The organism is Diaphorobacter ruginosibacter (assembly GCF_014395975.1).
GTDB classification, from domain to species: Bacteria; Pseudomonadota; Gammaproteobacteria; order Burkholderiales; family Burkholderiaceae_C; genus Diaphorobacter_A; species Diaphorobacter_A ruginosibacter.
The window spans coordinates 3,226,336-3,241,953 of the sequence record NZ_CP060714.1 but is presented as its reverse complement, the minus strand read 5'-3'; the positions used below and the strand labels follow the sequence as shown (position 1 = coordinate 3,241,953).

Below are 15,618 nucleotides of genomic sequence, written 5' to 3'. Positions count from 1 at the left end.
GTTTGGCGAGGCTCGGGGCATCTTCCATCCGGATGCGCCGGGACACATCCCGCAGGCGCGGCCGCGCCTTTTTTCCAGCGACTTCCATGAAGCGGAACCCCGGGCTACACGGGGCATCTGGAGGGCCTTCACGTACGAGGAACAGTGCGGGAAGGCCCCTGACGTCAGACCACATCAGGAGACAGACACATGGCTTTTTCACTCTTCCGCCCGGCGGCGCTTGCGGCTGCCTGCGCACTCTGGGGCGCCAGCGGCGCCTTTGCCGCGGTCAATCTGCCGGCGCTGAACATCGACAAGACCCAGACCACGGTATCGGGCCTCTCGGCGGGCGGCTTCATGTCCGTGCAGTTGCACGTGGCCTACTCGGCCACGTTCGCCAAGGGTGCCGGCATCGTGGCTGGCGGCCCGTTCTACTGCGCCGAGGGCTCCATCGTCAATGCGACGGGGCGCTGCATGGTCACGCCGACGGGCATTCCGACCAGCACCCTGGTCAGCACGACCAACACATGGGCCGGCCAGGGCAGCATCGATCCGGTGAGCAACCTGCAGAACTCGCGCGTCTACCTGTTCTCAGGCTCGCTCGACTCGGTGGTCAAGCCTGGTGTCATGGATGCCCTGCGCAGCTACTACGGCAGCTTCGTTCCAGCGGCGAACATCGTCTACAAGAAGGACCTGGCCGCAGAGCACGCGATGGTGACGGATGACTATGGCGGCACTTGTTCCTACAAGGGCGCGCCCTACATCAACAACTGCAATTTCGACCTGGCCGGCACACTGCTGCAACATCTGTACGGCCCGCTCAACGCACGCAATGCCGCGGCGCTGCCAGAGGACAACTTCGTCGAGTTCAACCAGGCCGAGTTCATTGCCAACCACGGGATGGGAACCACGGGTTGGGCCTATGTGCCCCAGTCATGCAAGGCGGGCAGCACCACGGCCTGTCGCCTGCACGTGGTGCTTCACGGATGCAAGCAGAACCTGACGGACGTGCAGCAGAAGTACGTGCGCAACACGGGCTACAACCGCTGGGCGGACACCAACAACATCGTGGTGCTGTATCCGCAGACAGGCACGGGAGCCACCAACAGTTGCTTCGACTGGTGGGGTTATGACAGCGCCAACTACGCCAAGAAGAGCGGCCCGCAGATGGTGGCCATCAAGGCCATGGTGGACCGCCTCGCGAGCGGCGGCGGCGGAACGACACCTACCGATCCCACGCTGCCCGCGCCCACGGGCCTGACACTCTCGGGCGCCACGGCGACCAGCATGAACCTTGCATGGACCGGTGTACCGGGGGCCAGCGGATACAACGTCTATCGCAATGGAAACAAGGCCAATGCGCTGACTGTCCCTGCCACCAGCTACACCGACACGGCGCTCGCCGCATCGACCACCTATGGCTGGACGGTGCGAGCCGTGGGCACCAGTGGCGCCGAAAGCGAGGCCTCGGCGGCCGTGAGCGGAACCACGCTGGCATCGACCACCCAGCCAGCGACCTGCACCACGGCCAGCAACTATGCCCACACGCAGGCGGGGCGAGCGTACCAGCAGGGAGGCTATGCGTATGCCAACGGCTCCAACCAGAACATGGGCCTGTGGAACCTGTTCGTGACCACGACGCTCAAGCAGACCGCATCGAACTATTACGTGATCGGCACCTGCCCCTGAGCGTCCGCGAAGCCGATACGAAACTCGTATCGGCTTCGCACTTTTTAGAATTGGACGCATATTCGGCCAATCCCAATAATCCCCTGACACGATAGACCGAGATGTCAGGAGACACTGCAGATGCAAGCAGATTCGCCCTACGCCGGGCCACTGGCCGGCGTGCGCGTGCTGGATTTGTCCAGCGTGATCTTTGGGCCCTACGCCAGCCAGGTGCTGGCGGACTACGGTGCCGAGGTCATCAAGATCGAGCCGCCCTCGGGCGACTCCACACGCCATACGGGTCCGGCGCGGGAGAAGGGCATGGCCGCCATGTTCCTCGGCAGCAACCGCAGCAAGAAAAGCGTGGCACTCGATCTCAAGCAGGCCGATGCGCAGCAGGCTCTGCAGGCGCTGCTGGCCACCGCCGACGTGTTCATGCACAGCATGCGCCCGCAGAAGCTGGCAGGGCTCGGGCTCGACGTGGCCACGCTGCGCAAGCGGTTTCCGCGGCTGGTCTATGTGGGCCTGCATGGCTTTGGTGAAGACGGTCCCTACGCCGGCCTGCCTGCTTACGACGATGTGATCCAGGGCATGAGCGGCCTGGCCGACCTGATGGACCGGCAGACAGGCGAGGCGCGCTATCTGCCGACCATTGCGGCGGACAAGACCTGCGGCCTGGTGGGGGCGCATGCCATCCTGGCCGCACTGTTCCAGCGCGAACGCACGGGCGAGGGCTGCTTTGTCGAGGTGCCGATGTACGAGACCATGGTGGGCTTCAACCTGGTCGAGCATTTCTACGGCATGCACTTCAATCCGCCGTTGAGCGCGCCGGGCTACCCGCGCGTGATGGCCGCCTCGCGCAGGCCCTACAGGACGCGCGATGGCTACGTCTGCATGATGCCCTACACCGACCAGCACTGGCGAAGGTTCTTCGAATCCATGGGCCGGCCCGAGTTGGCCTCGGACGAGCGCTATGCGAGCCAGGCGGCACGCACGCGGCATATCGATGAGCTGCTGAATCTGCTGGGCAGCTTTCTTGAGCAGAACGACACGGCGCACTGGCTTGCGTTGTGCGATCGGCTCGAGATACCCGCCGCGCCCGTGGCCCGGCTGGACGACCTGCCAAGCGACGAGCACCTGCGGGCCACGCAGTTCTTCGTATCGTTGCAGGACAAGGCCATGGGCGAGCTGCGTTTTGCGCGCTCGTCCGTGCGCATGGACGGCCGGCAGGCCCCGATGAGCGTGCCGCCGCGGCTGGGTGAACACACGGACGAGCTGCTGCGGCAGGCCGGCCTGAGCGATGCGCAGATCGCCGCGCTCAAGCGCTGAGCAACCCCATGAACAAGGACAGCAATACATGACACAGACCGCATTGCCCGATCCCGCCACCCTGAACGCCATCCCGCGCATGGGGCAGGGCGTCTATTGGCAGGACATTTCCGTGGGTCAGCAATGGCGCACGTTCCGCCGCACCATCACCGAAGCCGATCTGGTGGGCTTCATCAACGTGACGGGCATGGTGGAGGCCATCTTCATCGACGCCGCCTTCGAGTCCGGTGCCATCAACGGCCGGCCGGTGCCGGGCGCTCTCACGTACACGATGATCGAAGGCTTCATCCTGCAGTCGATGATCCAGGGAACGGGCCTTGCCATGCTGGAGCTGCACCAGAAGATCCTCGGCCCGGTGCTGGTGGGCGACTCGGTGCAGGCCCTGGTCGAGGTGACCGCCATACGTCCCACGAGCAAGAGCAACCGCGCCGTGGTGACCTCGCAGATCACGGTCTACAACCAGCGGCAGGAAGTGGTCATGGAGTACACGGCCACCCGGTTGCTCGCCGGACGGCCCTGATTGACTCTCTCTCGAACCCTGCGCATTCGATCCATTCAAGACATTCAAGACATTCAAAAAAAGGAGACAGACACCATGCATCATTCCGCTTCCCGGCGATCCACGGGCGCGCAGCGCCGGCTTGCCCTGCAGCTCATCGCAGCAGGCCTCGGCATGGCCGCCCTGGCCGGTGGGCCGGCCGCACGGGCCGACACCTGGCCTGCCAAGCCGATCACGCTGGTCGTGCCGTTCCCGCCAGGAGGCCCTACCGACATGGTGGCGCGTGTGCTCGCGCAGAGCGTGGGCGAGCAGCTCAAGCAATCGGTCATCGTGGACAACAAGCCGGGGGCCAATGGCAACATCGGCAATGCCTTCGTGGCCAAGGCAGCCGCTGACGGCTACACGGTGCTCTACAACACCTCCTCGATCGCGCTGAGTCCGTCGCTCTACAAGAAGCTCAGCTACAACCTGAACACCGAACTGGCCCCCGTGGTGCTGACGGCGGTGGTGCCGTTGGCGCTGGTGGTGAATCCGGGCAAGGTCAAGGCGGACACCGTGGCCGAGTATGTGCAGTTCGCCAAGGACCAGAAGGGCCGTATTTCCTATGGCTCGGCGGGCAACGGCAACGTGACGCACCTGGCGGCATACCAGTTCGTGCAGCACTACGGCATCGAGGCGACACATGTTCCCTACAAGGGCAGCGCGCCCGCGGACGTTGATCTGGTGGCCGGGCAGATCGATTTCCTGACCGACACGATCAATTCCGTGTCCGCCTTCATCAAGGATGGCAAGCTCAAGCTTTTGGCGGTGTCCACGCCCAGGCGCCTGCCCAATTTCCCGCAGGCGCCGACGCTCGCGGAGAGCGGCATGACCGGCTATGAGTCCGGCGCATGGCAGGGTGTGATGGTGCCCGCAAAGACGCCCAAGGAAGTGATCGACAGGCTCAACCAGGCATTCAACCATGCACTCAAGGACCCGGAGGTGCTCAGGAAGCTCGCCATCCAGAGCACGGAGCCGCTGGGTTCGACACCCGCCGAGTATGGCGACTACATCCAGAAAGAGCTCAAGCGCTGGGCGGGAGTGGTCAAGAGCACGGGCGTGTCCCTGGAGTGACCCTGGACGAGGGTTGTCGCGGATTGCCCATGAAATGGCGCAATCGAGGATGCGGCATCTGGAACGCTGTTGCACCAGGTGCCCATGTAGCCTATAGACTATCCGGTTGAGACAGGCCGCGCGGCGAACGCTCGCGGCCATTCGTGCAACCTTGATAGCTTCCCCTGGAAGGACGAAAAATGACGGAGATGGCGGCAGAAGTTCTGACCGAAGTACGTGGCCAAGTGGGCTTCATCACTCTCAATCGCGCGAAGGCGCTGAATGCGCTTTCGCTGGGCATGGTACGCGATCTGCTCGCCACGCTGCTTGCATGGCAGAAGGATGACAAGGTGCTGGCCGTGGCCATCCGCGGCAACGGCCGGGAAGGACCGTTCGGCGCGTTCTGCGCGGGTGGCGACATCCGTTTCCTGCACAAGGCGGGCTCGGTCGGCAACCCCGAGATCGAGGACTTCTTCACCGAGGAATATGCGCTGAACTACCTGATCCACGAGTTCGGCAAGCCCTACATCGCGTTCATGGACGGCATCGTCATGGGCGGCGGCATGGGCATCAGCCAGGGCGGCTCGGCGCGCATCGTCACCGAGCGCACCAAGATGGCCATGCCGGAGACCATCATCGGCCTGTTCCCCGACGTGGGCGGCGGGTACTTCCTGTCGCGCTGCCCGGGCCGCGTGGGCGAGTGGCTGGCGTTGACCGGCGACACCATCGACGGCGCATCCGCCATCGCCGCGAAGCTGGCCGATGGCTTCATGCCGTCCGACAAGCAGGCTGCCGTCTGGGAGCAACTCGGTGCAGAGAAGTTCGCCGACAGCGCCGCCGTGCAGAAGTGGATAGCATCGCAGTACGTCGCCGCGGGCGAAGGTGCGATCGGCAACCTGCCGCACATCGAGAAGTACTTTGCGCTGCCCACCGCGCGCGACATCGTGCAGGCGCTCGAGAAGGATGGCGACGAGTGGTGCCAGAAGACCGCCGCCGCGCTGCGCAAGCGCTCGCCGCTGATGCTGGAGGTGGTGCTCGAGCAGGTGCGCCGGGCCCGCGAGATGACGCTTGCCGAGGACCTGCGGATGGAGCGCGACATGGTGCGCCACTGCTTCTACCTGCGCCCCGGCCAGAGCGAGACCATCGAAGGCATTCGTGCGCTGGTCGTGGACAAGGACCACGCACCCCGGTGGAATCCCGCCCGCGTGGAGGAAGTGGATGCCGAGCTGGTGCAGGCCTTCTTCAAGAGCCCCTGGCCGGCGCACTCGCATCCGCTGGCATTCCTGGCCTGAGAACGTCATCGCGTTGCTTCAGGCTCCGGCCTCAGCCCCCTGCCTGTTCGCGGGCGGGGGTGCCAGTGACGACGGGGACAGCGCGGGAGTGAAGGACGGCACGACAAGGCCGGGTGGCTTCACGTTCGGCAGCCCGCCCAGGAAAAGATCTGCCACCACGGGCCCCATGGCGCTGTAGTTGAGCTCGCCATCGGGCCGCATCCAGGTGAACATCCAGTTGATCATGCCGAACAGCAGCATGGTCAGCGGCTTGGCCATTCCCGCCATATTTTTGCTGCCGTCGAGCTTGCCCGACTCGGCCACGGCCCGCGCGAATCCCTCGACCACGACGCGTTCCTTGTCGAGCACGCGCCGGCGGTCATCGTCCTCGAGGAACTTCACGTCCTCGGTCAACACGCGGTGCGCGCTCTGCGCATCGGCATATTCCTCGACGATGCGCTGGATCAGATGGCGCAGCCGTGCCTCGCCCTGCAGTTGCCGAACCTGCTCATCCTCGATCAGCGCCGCCAGTCGGGTGACGTGATCTTCCGCGATGCACACCAGCATCGCGTACTTGTCCCGGTAGTAGTGGTAGAGCGACGCCTTGGACAGGCCGCAGGCCTCGGCGACCTGGTTCATCGAGGTGGCCGAGTAGCCGCGCCGCGCGAACAGCTGCGCGGCCTGCTCCAGGATCATTTCGCGCTGATCGTCATAGTTGGCTGCGCGTCCGCGTGGCATGGAGGGAGTCCTTTGGTTGTCTCTGCAGGGGGCTGAATCAGGTCTTGGGATCAATCGCCTCGGCGGGTCTCGATCAGCGATTTCACCTCCACGGACTTCACGCTCGGGCGATTCGTCTCGACGGCCGTGAGCGGCTCGACCTCCTGCATGCTGGCCTGGCAGCGGCGCGTGAGATCCTGGTAGGTACGGGTGCCTTCGAGCTTCCAGGCGATCTCGTCGTCGGAGAGCTCGCGCCTGACCTTGGCGGGCATGCCGGCGACCAGGCTGCGCGGTGGAACCTTCATGCCCGCGGGCACGAACGCGCAGGCCGCCACGATGGATGCCGCGCCGACCTCCGCCTCGTCCATCACCACCGCATTCATCCCCACCAGCGCATCGCGCCGGATCACGCAGCTGTGCAGCACGGCCCCGTGGCCGATGTGGCCGTTTTCCTCGATCACCGTGTCCTGCCGCGGGAAGCCATGCACCACGCAGGTGTCCTGCACGTTCGCGCCGCGGTGCATGACGATGCGCCCGAAGTCGCCGCGCAGGCAGGCGGCCGGCCCCACGTAGCAGTCCGGGCCGACGATCACATCGCCGATCAGCACGGCGGTGGGGTGCACGTAGGCGCTGGAGTCGATCACCGGAATGACGCCTTCGATGGAATAGCAGGGCATGGGGGTCTCCTCACGGCAGCAGGGCAGGGTATGCACCTAATGCGGGTGGCTTGAAAGTTTGATTTGAGTCATCTTAAAATAAACCGAACGGTCGGTCAATTATGTTTTCATGCGACTTATCAAGCTGCAGCCAAGGAAGCGGTGAGCCGATCGACAGCAGATCCCTTCACGATGAAAGGCGAGTGATGACGATGGAGTCACTGGTTCTGGTGGAAGATGCCGGCGCGGTACGCACGCTGACGCTCAATCGCCCGGCGGCGATGAACAGCTTCACCTCCGAGATGCATGCGCAGTTGCGCGAAGCCCTGGACGCTGCAGCAGCCGAGGCTGCCGTTCGCTGCGTGGTCATCACGGGGGCCGGGCGGGGCTTCTGTGCGGGGCAGGACCTGGGAGACCCGCAGGCCGCGCCAGGGCAGGATCTGGGTGCATTGATCGCGCGGAACTACCTGCCCCTGGTCGAGACCCTCCGCGCCATGCCCGTTCCGGTCATCGCGGCCGTGAACGGGGTGGCGGCTGGAGCCGGAGCCAATCTCGCGCTGTGCTGTGACGTGGTGATTGCCGCGAAGTCGGCCAGCTTCATACAGGCGTTCGCCAGGATCGGGCTGATTCCCGACACCGGCGGCACCTGGCTGCTGCCTCGCCTGGTGGGCCACGCACGCGCCATGGCGCTGGCACTGACAGGCGACAGGCTGCCCGCCGAGCAGGCCGCGCAGATGGGCATGATCTGGCAATGCGTGGAGGATGCCGAACTGCGCGATGCCGTGCAGGCGCTGGCCGCGCGCCTTGCCGCGATGCCCACGAAGGCGCTGGTGGCCACGCGCCGGGCCTTGAATGAGGCGCAGCATCTCGACATGCGCGGTGCGCTGGAAATGGAAGCACGGGTGCAGGCGCAATTCGGCAGCTCGCATGATTACCTGGAAGGTGTGGATGCGTTCCGCGGCAAGCGCGCACCTCAGTTCACCGATCGCTGAGGCGAGAGCGACATGACGGCAGCCACCCCCAGCAGATCGCGGAACATGTGCGCGACCACATGTTCGGCAATGACCGCGCTTCGCGTGCGCTTGGCATGGAGGTCACGGCGATTGCGCCGGGCCGCGCAACGCTCACCATGCGGGTGCGGGGCGACATGCTCAACGGCCATCAGACCTGCCATGGTGGTTTCATCACCACCCTCGCAGACTCGGCATTCGCGTTCGCGTGCAACTCCTACAACGAGCTCGCGGTGGCCTCGTCGATCACGGTGGACTTTGTCGCGCCGGGCCGCGAAGGCGACGTGCTCACCGCGCATGCGGTGGAGGTTTCCCGCTCGGGACGCACCGGGCTCTACGACTGTGATGTCCGCAACCAGAACGGGGAGCGCATCGCGGCATTTCGCGGGCGCTCGTACACGATGAAGGGCAAGCCCGCTGTCGGTGAGCCGGTTTGATGATGCAGGAGACCAACCCATGACCGTGAAGATCCCGGACCCTGCCGACCTCTGCGACATCGAGAAGGCCAGCCGCGACGAGATTTCCGCGCTGCAGCTCAGGCGCCTGAAGGAGACGCTGCAGCACGCCTACGACAACGTGCCGCACTACCGCCGCGCGTTCGACGCCAAGGGCGTGCACCCGGACGATCTCAGGCAGCTCTCCGATCTGTCGAAGTTCCCGTTCACGGTGAAGGCCGACCTGCGCAACAACTATCCGTTCGGCCTGTTCGCGGTGCCCCGCGAGAAGATCGCCCGCATCCACGCATCGAGCGGCACCACGGGCAAGCCCACGGTGGTCGGCTACACATTGAACGATATCGGCACCTGGGCCGATCTGGTGGCGCGTTCGATCCGTGCGGCGGGAGGCCGGCCGGGCGACATGGTGCATGTGTCCTATGGCTACGGGCTGTTCACGGGCGGCCTCGGTGCCCACTATGGCGCGGAGCGTGCGGGCTGCACGGTGATCCCGATGTCGGGTGGGCAGAGCGAGAAGCAGGTGCAGCTCATCAACGACTTCAAGCCCGACATCATCATGGTCACGCCGAGCTACATGCAGGTGCTGATCGAGGAGTTCACGCGGCAGGGGCTGGACCCGGCCGCCAGTTCGCTGAAGGTGGGCATCTTCGGTGCCGAACCCTGGACCGAGGCCATGCGTCACGATATCGAGCGAAAGGCCGCGCTCGATGCTGTCGACATCTACGGGCTCTCCGAGGTGATGGGCCCGGGCGTGGCCAGCGAGTGCGTGGAGACCAAGGACGGCCCGGTGATCTGGGAAGACCATTTCTATCCCGAGATCATCCACCCGGAGACCGGCGAACCCGTGGCGGACGGCGAGGAGGGCGAACTGGTCTTCACCTCGCTCACCAAGGAGGCCATGCCCATCATCCGCTACCGCACGCGCGACCTCACGCGCCTCCTGCCGCCCACGGCACGCTCGTTCCGCCGCATGGGCAAGATCGTGGGCCGCAGCGACGACATGATGATCATCCGTGGCGTGAACGTGTTCCCCACGCAGGTCGAGGAAATCGTGCTGGCCCATGCCAAGCTCACCGGGCTCTATCAGATGCACCTGAGCCGCGAAGGCCTGCTCGATGAAGTCGAAGTGCACTGCGAGCTGCAGCCTGAGTTGCGCGGCACCGACGAGCGCGAGCGCGGCGAGATAGCGCAATGGGTGCAGCAGCGCATCAAGACGCTGATCGGCATTTCCACCCGGGTGCGGGTGATGGAGCCCGATTCCATCGAGCGCACGCTCACCGGAAAAGCCCGACGCGTGATCGACAAGCGCCCGCGCTGAGCAGCGCCGGGCCATCTTCATCAAGGAGCTTCCGTCATGTACACACAAGCCATGGACACGATGGGCAAGGAGCCTGCCGAAGGCGCTCTGCGCGCGGCCGAGGACCCACGTCTGCAGCAGCGCTTTGACGAACGCATCGATGCGGGCGAGTTCATCGAAGCGAAGGACTGGATGCCCGATCACTACCGCAAGACGCTGCTGCGCCAGATCAGCCAGCATGCGCACTCGGAGATCGTCGGCATGCTGCCCGAGGGCAACTGGATCACGCGTGCCCCCACGCTCAAGCGCAAGGCCATCCTGCTGGCCAAGGTGCAGGACGAGGGCGGGCACGGCCTGTACCTCTATGCGGCGGCGGAGACGTTGGGCACCTCGCGCGACCAGATGATCGATGCGCTGCACACCGGCAAGGCCAAGTACAGCTCGATCTTCAACTACCCCACGCTCACCTGGGCCGATATCGGCACCATTGGCTGGCTGGTGGATGGCGCGGCCATCATGAACCAGGTGCCGATCTGCCGCTGCTCGTATGCACCCTATGCGCGCGCCATGATCCGCATCTGCCGCGAGGAGAGCTTTCACCAGCGGCAGGGTTTCGATGCGTTGCTCACCATGATGACGAAGGGCACGCAGGCGCAGAAGGACATGGTGCAGGACGCCGTGAACCGCTGGTGGTGGCCGTCCATCATGATGTTCGGCCCGCCCGATGACCAATCCCCCAACAGCGCGCAGTCCATGCGCTGGGGCATCAAGCGCGTGAGCAATGACGAACTGCGGCAGAAGTTCATCGACGCCACGGTCGAGCAGGCGCGCATCCTGGGCGTGACCCTGCCGGATCCGGACCTTCGATGGAATGAAGAGCGCCAGGCCCACGACTTTGGCGCCATCGACTGGAACGAGTTCTGGCGCGTGATCGGCGGCGACGGCCCGTGCAACCGTGAGCGCCTCGCCGCGCGTGTGAACGCATGGGAAGAGGGCGCCTGGGTACGCGAGGCCGCACTCGCCCATGCCCGCAAGCAGCAGCAACGCAGCATCAAGGAGGCCGCATGAGCGCTACCGATACCACCAAGGCAGGCAACGCAAGCAATGCAAGCACGGAGTGGCCGCTGTGGGAGGTCTTCGTGCGCAGCAAGGCGGGCCTGGACCATAAGCACTGCGGCAGCCTGCACGCGGCCGACGCGAAGATGGCGATCCAGATGGCGCGCGACGTCTACACGCGCCGCCAGGAGGGCTCGAGCGTCTGGGTGGTGCAGTCCGACCAGATCGTCGCGAGCGATCCCGGCGATAAGGACATGTTCTTCGATCCCGCCGAAGACAAGGTATATCGCCACCCGACGTTCTTCCAATTGCCCAAGGAGGTGGATCACATGTGATCCGCCAGCAAGACCATGTCCAACGCATCCATACAACTCGAACTCACGCCTGCCGTGCAGTACCTGCTGCGCATCGGCGACTCGGCGCTGATCCTGGCGCAGCGCCTGGGCGAATGGACGGGGCGCGCTCCCATCCTTGAGGAAGACATCGCCATGGCGAACATCGCGCTCGACCTCATCGGCCAGTCGCGCGCGCTGCTCACGCTGGCGGGCAGCCTGCAGTCGCCGGCCCTGGACGAAGACCAGCTCGCGTTCCTGCGCGTGGAGCGCGACTATTTCAACGTGACCATGGCCGAGCTGCCGCGCGGCGATTTCGCGTTCTCCGTGCTGCGCAACGCCATGCTGTCCACCTGGTTCAAGCTGCTGTGGGCCCGGCTGGCGGAGGAGAGCGTCCACGATGAACTGCGGGCGATTGCCGCCAAGGCGCTGAAGGAGGCCCGCTACCATCAGCAGCACAGCGCGGACTGGGTGGTTCGCCTTGGTGACGGCAGCGAGGAGTCGCACCGCCGCATGCAGGTTGCGCTCGATGCCCTGTGGCGCTATGCAAGCGAACTCTTCGACACCGACGCAGCGGACGTTGCCGCGGCCGAAGCGGGCTGGGGGCCGCGCTGGTCCGAACTGCGCGAGGCCTGGATGCTGGAAATGAGTGCCATGCTGCAGGAAGCCACGCTGCCTGTGCCCGCGGACAGCAAGTTCCAGAGCGACGGCAAGCGCGGCCGGCACAGCGAGCACATGGGCTTCATGCTGGCCGACCTGCAGTACCTGCAGCGCGCGTTTCCGGGCGGAGCCTGGTGATGGCCGCTGCCGCCATCTCGGGCCAGGAGCGCATCGCCGCTGCCTGGCGTGTGCTGGGCGAGGTGCCGGACCCGGAAGTGCCCGCCATCTCGGTATGCGACCTGGGCATCGTGCGCGACGTGCAGGTGCTGCCCGATGATGTGCTCGAGATCGTGCTGACGCCTACCTACTCCGGCTGTCCGGCCACCGAGGTGATCGAGCAGGATGTGCTGAGTGCCATTCACGCCGCGGACCTGGGCACTGCACGCGTCACCTTGCGCCGTGCACCCGCGTGGACGACCGATTGGATCAGCGATGCCGGCCGCCGCAAGCTTGCCGAATACGGCATCGCGCCGCCCGGACCGGTGCATGCGGATGGTGCCGTGCCGATCCGTTTCTTTGGGCGTGCCCTGGCGGCATCGCCGCAGTGCCCGCGCTGCGGCAGCGCACAGACCGAGCGTCTTTCCTCCTTTGGTGCAACCGCATGCAAGGCACTCTACCGCTGCCTTGCATGCCGCGAGCCCTTCGAGCATTTCAAACCCCTCTAGCAGAGCTTGAAAGTGGTGCAACCATGAGCATTCTGTTCCATCCGCTGCGCGTGCGCGCCATCGAGCCCGACACCCACGAGGCCGTGATCGTCTCGTTCGACGTGCCTCCGGAACTGCGCGAGGTGTTCGGCTTCACGCAGGGCCAATACCTCACGCTGCGCTCCGAGATCGACGGCCAGGACCTGCGCCGCTCGTACTCGATCTGCGCGGGCGTGGACGATGGCGAACTGCGCGTGGGGGTGCGCAAGGTGCGCGGCGGCGTGTTCTCGAACTGGATCAATGAGCACCTGAAGCCCGGCGACACGCTGCAGGTGATGGCTCCGCAGGGGCGCTTCTTCGTTCCCATAGCTCCCGCATCGCGCCGCCACCATGTGGGTATCGCGGGCGGCAGCGGCATCACGCCGATTCTCTCGATCATGAAGACCGTGCTGGCGCGCGAGCCGGGAAGCCGCTTCACGCTCATCTATGGCAACCGCCAGCTGCGCTCCACGATGTTCAAGGAGGAGATCGAAGACCTCAAGAACCGCTACATGTCGCGCCTCGTGCTGCAGCATGTGTTCTCCGACGAGCACACGGACGCCCCCATCAACAGCGGCATGATGAACCGCGAGAAGATCACCGAGTTCCTGACGAGCGTGGTGCCTGTGGACAAGATCGATCATGTGTACATCTGCGGTCCGTTCCAGGTGAACGACGAGGCCGAGGCCGCGCTGCTGGCGGCGGGCGTCCCCGAGGAGCGCATCCATATCGAACGTTTTGGCGTGGCGCTGCCGGTGACCGGCCAGGCGAACGGTCAGGCAGGCGGCCAGGTCGGCGCCGTGGTGCATGAGGCCAGGCCGGGCGACGCCGAGACGGCGCGCATCACCATCATTCGTGACGGCCTCTCGCGCGAGATCGCCTACAGCAAGGGCCAGCCCAGCATTCTCGATGCGGCCTCTGCCGCGGGCATGGAGGTTCCGTACTCCTGCACCTCGGGCGTCTGCGGCACCTGCCGTGCCAAGCTCGTGGCGGGCGAGGTGCGCATGGAGCGCAATTTTGCGCTCGACAAGAAGGAGGTGGCCAACGGCTATGTGCTCACCTGCCAGTCCCACCCGCTCACGCCGCGCGTGGTGCTGTCGTTTGATGACCGCTGATAAGCTGGTGATCTCCGGCTTCAGATTTCGATCGTCGATTCAACCCAAGGTAACTTCATGATCAAATTTTCCGTCTTTTACCCGAATGAAGAAGGCAGCACCTTCGACATGGACTACTACGTGACCAAGCATATTCCGTTGTGCCGACAGCTCACCGGCGATGCGATGCGCAGGGCGGAAATCGACAAGGGCCTGGGTGGTGCGGCTCCCGGCTCCAAGCCGCCCTTCGTGGCCGCCGTGCACATGTATTTTGATTCGCTGGAGGCCTTCCAGGCCTCGTTCGTTCCCCACCGTATGATGCTGGCCGATGACGTGCCCAACTACACCAACATCCGGCCGGTGCTGCAGATGGCCGAAGTGCTCTGAAGGGGCTCAGTCCGTCGCGTCGGGACGGACGTTCGAGCAGTCCTTTTTCTTCTCATCGCCCTTGGCGGGCGTGACCAGGCAGCGGATTCTCGCGTCCTGGTTGCCCACAGAGGTCTTCGATGGGCTGATGCTTGTCGAACCGTCGGGATAGCTCACCAGATAGCGGTAGCGGTCCTTCGGGATGGACCGGGCCGTGACGGGCTTGTCGTCATGCACCTTGAAAACCAGGTACATCGTGCCCGAAGCCGATGGATCAAAGGTCGGCGGTAGAAAGAAACCGAGCGGCGCCAGCCGCAGCTCTTTTTCCGGAATGTCGTCGTCCGTGATGATCACCGGGACGTAGGGAAAAACCATTCTCACGTTGGGCGCGCGGATCGCGTCTTTCGCCTTCGCGAATTCAAAGCTGATCCGATGGGCCTGCACTTCCCTGCCTTGGACCAGCGGGTGCCGCGAGGTGTAGGCGAACGCGGTTTCCAGGGATGTCAACATCCATTGGCAGGGCCCGCCGGCATCAATGGCAAGGCGGGCCTTGTACTGATTGCCCGTCGGCTCCTTGACGAGTTCCAGGTCCTCGTAGTGGGAGGCCCGCATCATCGCGACGCCGCTTTGCGACTGTCCGCCCACGCCATAGCTGCGGGGCTCCTTGCATCGTGCCGAATCGTAGTGGAGCTTCACGGGCAGCGGTCTGGCATCTTCGGGAAGCGTCACTGCCAGCGTCAGCCAGCGTGCGTCGGCGGCAGGGCTTTGCGTGCGGTCGGCCTTCTGGCTGGTATCGAGCGCCGATGCGCAGCCCGCCATGAGGAGGCAGGCTGCGAGAAGTGGGGCACCCCAGGCGCGTTTCATGAGATTGGGCTGCGATTCAGCGGTGACGGCTCTTCATCGCGCGCTCGACCTCGCGCTTGCCTTCGCGGTCCTTGATCACGTCACGCTTGTCGTGCTCGGCCTTGCCCTTGGCCAGGGCGATGTCGCATTTGGCGCGGCCATCCTTCCAGTGCAGGTTGATGGGCACGAGCGTATAGCCCTTCTGCTCGACCTTGCCGATCAGGCGCTTGATCTCTTCCTTGTGCAGCAGCAGTTTCTTGATGCGCGCGGCATCGGGGCTGACGTGCGTGGAGGCTGTCTTGAGCGGATTGATCTGGCAGCCGATCAGGTAGAGCTCGCCATCCTTGATGATCACATAGCCATCAGTGAGCTGGGCCTTGCCTTCGCGCAGGGCCTTGACTTCCCAGCCGTGCAGGACCATGCCGGCCTCGTAGCGTTCCTCGAAGAAATAGTTGAAGCTCGCCTTCTTGTTATCCGCAATGCGCGACGATGTATCAGGTTTGTTTGCCATAGTTGAATAGTTGCGGGCGCACAGGAGGAATGGAAGTCCTCTCTACAATATTTGTCGTCTCGCACCGTCGGATTTTAGGCCCAGTGCGCCATCGGCACTC

At 64.7% G+C, this 15,618-nt stretch carries 18 protein-coding genes; 14 read left to right on the top strand and 4 right to left on the bottom strand.

Annotated features, from left to right (window positions below; genetic code table 11):
* Positions 1–189: 189 nt before the first annotated feature.
* From H9K76_RS14770 to H9K76_RS14750, 5 genes are all read left to right on the top strand, one after another.
* Complete coding sequence (locus H9K76_RS14770; protein WP_187596134.1) at positions 190–1,668, top strand: extracellular catalytic domain type 2 short-chain-length polyhydroxyalkanoate depolymerase; 1,479 nt, start codon at positions 190–192, stop codon at positions 1,666–1,668.
* Positions 1,669–1,788: 120 nt separating this feature from the next.
* Positions 1,789–2,976, top strand: coding sequence for a CaiB/BaiF CoA transferase family protein (locus tag H9K76_RS14765; RefSeq protein ID WP_187596133.1), 1,188 nt, complete (start codon positions 1,789–1,791; stop codon positions 2,974–2,976).
* Positions 2,977–3,004: 28 nt separating this feature from the next.
* Positions 3,005–3,496, top strand: a complete 492-nt coding sequence (locus tag H9K76_RS14760) for a MaoC family dehydratase (RefSeq protein WP_187596132.1) — start codon at positions 3,005–3,007, stop codon at positions 3,494–3,496.
* Between the two features lie 75 nt (positions 3,497–3,571).
* The gene (locus tag H9K76_RS14755) at positions 3,572–4,588 is read left to right on the top strand and encodes a Bug family tripartite tricarboxylate transporter substrate binding protein (RefSeq protein ID WP_187596131.1); all 1,017 of its coding nucleotides are present in this window, start codon (positions 3,572–3,574) and stop codon (positions 4,586–4,588) included.
* Between the two features lie 179 nt (positions 4,589–4,767).
* Entirely contained in the window at positions 4,768–5,859 is a 1,092-nt protein-coding gene (locus H9K76_RS14750) for an enoyl-CoA hydratase/isomerase family protein (RefSeq protein ID WP_187596130.1), read from the top strand.
* Positions 5,860–5,877: 18 nt separating this feature from the next.
* Here the strand turns inward: H9K76_RS14750 and H9K76_RS14745 are convergent, their stop codons facing one another.
* Positions 5,878–6,576: a TetR/AcrR family transcriptional regulator gene (locus H9K76_RS14745; protein WP_187596129.1), complete on the bottom strand. Its 699-nt coding sequence runs from the start codon at positions 6,574–6,576 to the stop codon at positions 5,878–5,880.
* Between the two features lie 50 nt (positions 6,577–6,626).
* Positions 6,627–7,232: a phenylacetic acid degradation protein PaaY gene (locus H9K76_RS14740; RefSeq protein WP_187596128.1), complete on the bottom strand. Its 606-nt coding sequence runs from the start codon at positions 7,230–7,232 to the stop codon at positions 6,627–6,629.
* 191 nt (positions 7,233–7,423) lie between these two features.
* Between H9K76_RS14740 and H9K76_RS14735 the strand changes: the two genes are divergently transcribed.
* The 9 genes from H9K76_RS14735 to H9K76_RS14695 are packed head-to-tail and all read left to right on the top strand — an operon-like array spanning position 7,424 to position 14,185.
* Positions 7,424–8,203 carry an enoyl-CoA hydratase-related protein gene (locus H9K76_RS14735; protein ID WP_425489594.1) on the top strand — a complete coding sequence of 260 codons (780 nt, stop codon included), beginning with the start codon at positions 7,424–7,426 and terminating at the stop codon, positions 8,201–8,203.
* A gap of 59 nt (positions 8,204–8,262) precedes the next feature.
* Entirely contained in the window at positions 8,263–8,658 is a 396-nt protein-coding gene (paaI, locus tag H9K76_RS14730) for a hydroxyphenylacetyl-CoA thioesterase PaaI (protein ID WP_187600656.1), read from the top strand.
* Between the two features lie 19 nt (positions 8,659–8,677).
* A complete protein-coding gene (gene paaK, locus H9K76_RS14725; protein ID WP_187596126.1) occupies positions 8,678–9,994 on the top strand; it encodes a phenylacetate--CoA ligase PaaK in 1,317 nt (438 codons plus the stop codon).
* Between the two features lie 36 nt (positions 9,995–10,030).
* Positions 10,031–11,041, top strand: a complete 1,011-nt coding sequence (gene paaA, locus H9K76_RS14720) for a 1,2-phenylacetyl-CoA epoxidase subunit PaaA (protein ID WP_187596125.1) — start codon at positions 10,031–10,033, stop codon at positions 11,039–11,041.
* Complete coding sequence (gene paaB / locus H9K76_RS14715) at positions 11,038–11,364, top strand: 1,2-phenylacetyl-CoA epoxidase subunit PaaB (protein ID WP_187596124.1); 327 nt, start codon at positions 11,038–11,040, stop codon at positions 11,362–11,364. The genes paaA and paaB overlap by 4 nt, the downstream gene beginning before the upstream one ends.
* Before the next feature lie 15 nt (positions 11,365–11,379).
* Positions 11,380–12,159: a 1,2-phenylacetyl-CoA epoxidase subunit PaaC gene (gene paaC / locus H9K76_RS14710; protein WP_187596123.1), complete on the top strand. Its 780-nt coding sequence runs from the start codon at positions 11,380–11,382 to the stop codon at positions 12,157–12,159.
* On the top strand, positions 12,159–12,686 hold the full coding sequence (gene paaD / locus H9K76_RS14705) for a 1,2-phenylacetyl-CoA epoxidase subunit PaaD (protein WP_187596122.1): 528 nt from the start codon (positions 12,159–12,161) through the stop codon (positions 12,684–12,686). The genes paaC and paaD overlap by 1 nt, the downstream gene beginning before the upstream one ends.
* A 23-nt stretch (positions 12,687–12,709) precedes the next feature.
* A complete protein-coding gene (gene paaE, locus H9K76_RS14700) occupies positions 12,710–13,819 on the top strand; it encodes a 1,2-phenylacetyl-CoA epoxidase subunit PaaE (protein WP_187596121.1) in 1,110 nt (369 codons plus the stop codon).
* Positions 13,820–13,876: 57 nt separating this feature from the next.
* On the top strand, positions 13,877–14,185 hold the full coding sequence (locus H9K76_RS14695) for an EthD family reductase (RefSeq protein ID WP_187596120.1): 309 nt from the start codon (positions 13,877–13,879) through the stop codon (positions 14,183–14,185).
* A 6-nt stretch (positions 14,186–14,191) separates the two neighbouring features.
* On the opposite strand, the gene H9K76_RS14690 is transcribed toward H9K76_RS14695, so the two are convergent.
* Together H9K76_RS14690 and smpB are read right to left on the bottom strand one after the other, a co-directional pair.
* Positions 14,192–15,028, bottom strand: coding sequence for a hypothetical protein (locus tag H9K76_RS14690; RefSeq protein ID WP_187596119.1), 837 nt, complete (start codon positions 15,026–15,028; stop codon positions 14,192–14,194).
* A 16-nt stretch (positions 15,029–15,044) separates the two neighbouring features.
* Positions 15,045–15,518, bottom strand: a complete 474-nt coding sequence (gene smpB, locus H9K76_RS14685; protein ID WP_187596118.1) for an SsrA-binding protein SmpB — start codon at positions 15,516–15,518, stop codon at positions 15,045–15,047.
* Positions 15,519–15,618: the final 100 nt, after the last annotated feature.

Bases quoted from the DNA above. Each gene is read 5' to 3' on its own strand.
- H9K76_RS14770 (WP_187596134.1), top strand. From the start codon at position 190: ATGGCTTTTTCACTCTTCCGCCCGGCGGCGCTTGCGGCTGCCTGCGCA.
- H9K76_RS14765 (WP_187596133.1), top strand. From the start codon at position 1,789: ATGCAAGCAGATTCGCCCTACGCCGGGCCACTGGCCGGCGTGCGCGTG.
- H9K76_RS14760 (WP_187596132.1), top strand. From the start codon at position 3,005: ATGACACAGACCGCATTGCCCGATCCCGCCACCCTGAACGCCATCCCG.
- H9K76_RS14755 (WP_187596131.1), top strand. From the start codon at position 3,572: ATGCATCATTCCGCTTCCCGGCGATCCACGGGCGCGCAGCGCCGGCTT.
- H9K76_RS14750 (WP_187596130.1), top strand. From the start codon at position 4,768: ATGACGGAGATGGCGGCAGAAGTTCTGACCGAAGTACGTGGCCAAGTG.
- H9K76_RS14745 (WP_187596129.1), bottom strand. From the start codon at position 6,576: ATGCCACGCGGACGCGCAGCCAACTATGACGATCAGCGCGAAATGATC.
- H9K76_RS14740 (WP_187596128.1), bottom strand. From the start codon at position 7,232: ATGCCCTGCTATTCCATCGAAGGCGTCATTCCGGTGATCGACTCCAGC.
- H9K76_RS14735 (WP_425489594.1), top strand. From the start codon at position 7,424: ATGGAGTCACTGGTTCTGGTGGAAGATGCCGGCGCGGTACGCACGCTG.
- paaI (WP_187600656.1), top strand. From the start codon at position 8,263: ATGTTCGGCAATGACCGCGCTTCGCGTGCGCTTGGCATGGAGGTCACG.
- paaK (WP_187596126.1), top strand. From the start codon at position 8,678: ATGACCGTGAAGATCCCGGACCCTGCCGACCTCTGCGACATCGAGAAG.
- paaA (WP_187596125.1), top strand. From the start codon at position 10,031: ATGTACACACAAGCCATGGACACGATGGGCAAGGAGCCTGCCGAAGGC.
- paaB (WP_187596124.1), top strand. From the start codon at position 11,038: ATGAGCGCTACCGATACCACCAAGGCAGGCAACGCAAGCAATGCAAGC.
- paaC (WP_187596123.1), top strand. From the start codon at position 11,380: ATGTCCAACGCATCCATACAACTCGAACTCACGCCTGCCGTGCAGTAC.
- paaD (WP_187596122.1), top strand. From the start codon at position 12,159: ATGGCCGCTGCCGCCATCTCGGGCCAGGAGCGCATCGCCGCTGCCTGG.
- paaE (WP_187596121.1), top strand. From the start codon at position 12,710: ATGAGCATTCTGTTCCATCCGCTGCGCGTGCGCGCCATCGAGCCCGAC.
- H9K76_RS14695 (WP_187596120.1), top strand. From the start codon at position 13,877: ATGATCAAATTTTCCGTCTTTTACCCGAATGAAGAAGGCAGCACCTTC.
- H9K76_RS14690 (WP_187596119.1), bottom strand. From the start codon at position 15,028: ATGAAACGCGCCTGGGGTGCCCCACTTCTCGCAGCCTGCCTCCTCATG.
- smpB (WP_187596118.1), bottom strand. From the start codon at position 15,518: ATGGCAAACAAACCTGATACATCGTCGCGCATTGCGGATAACAAGAAG.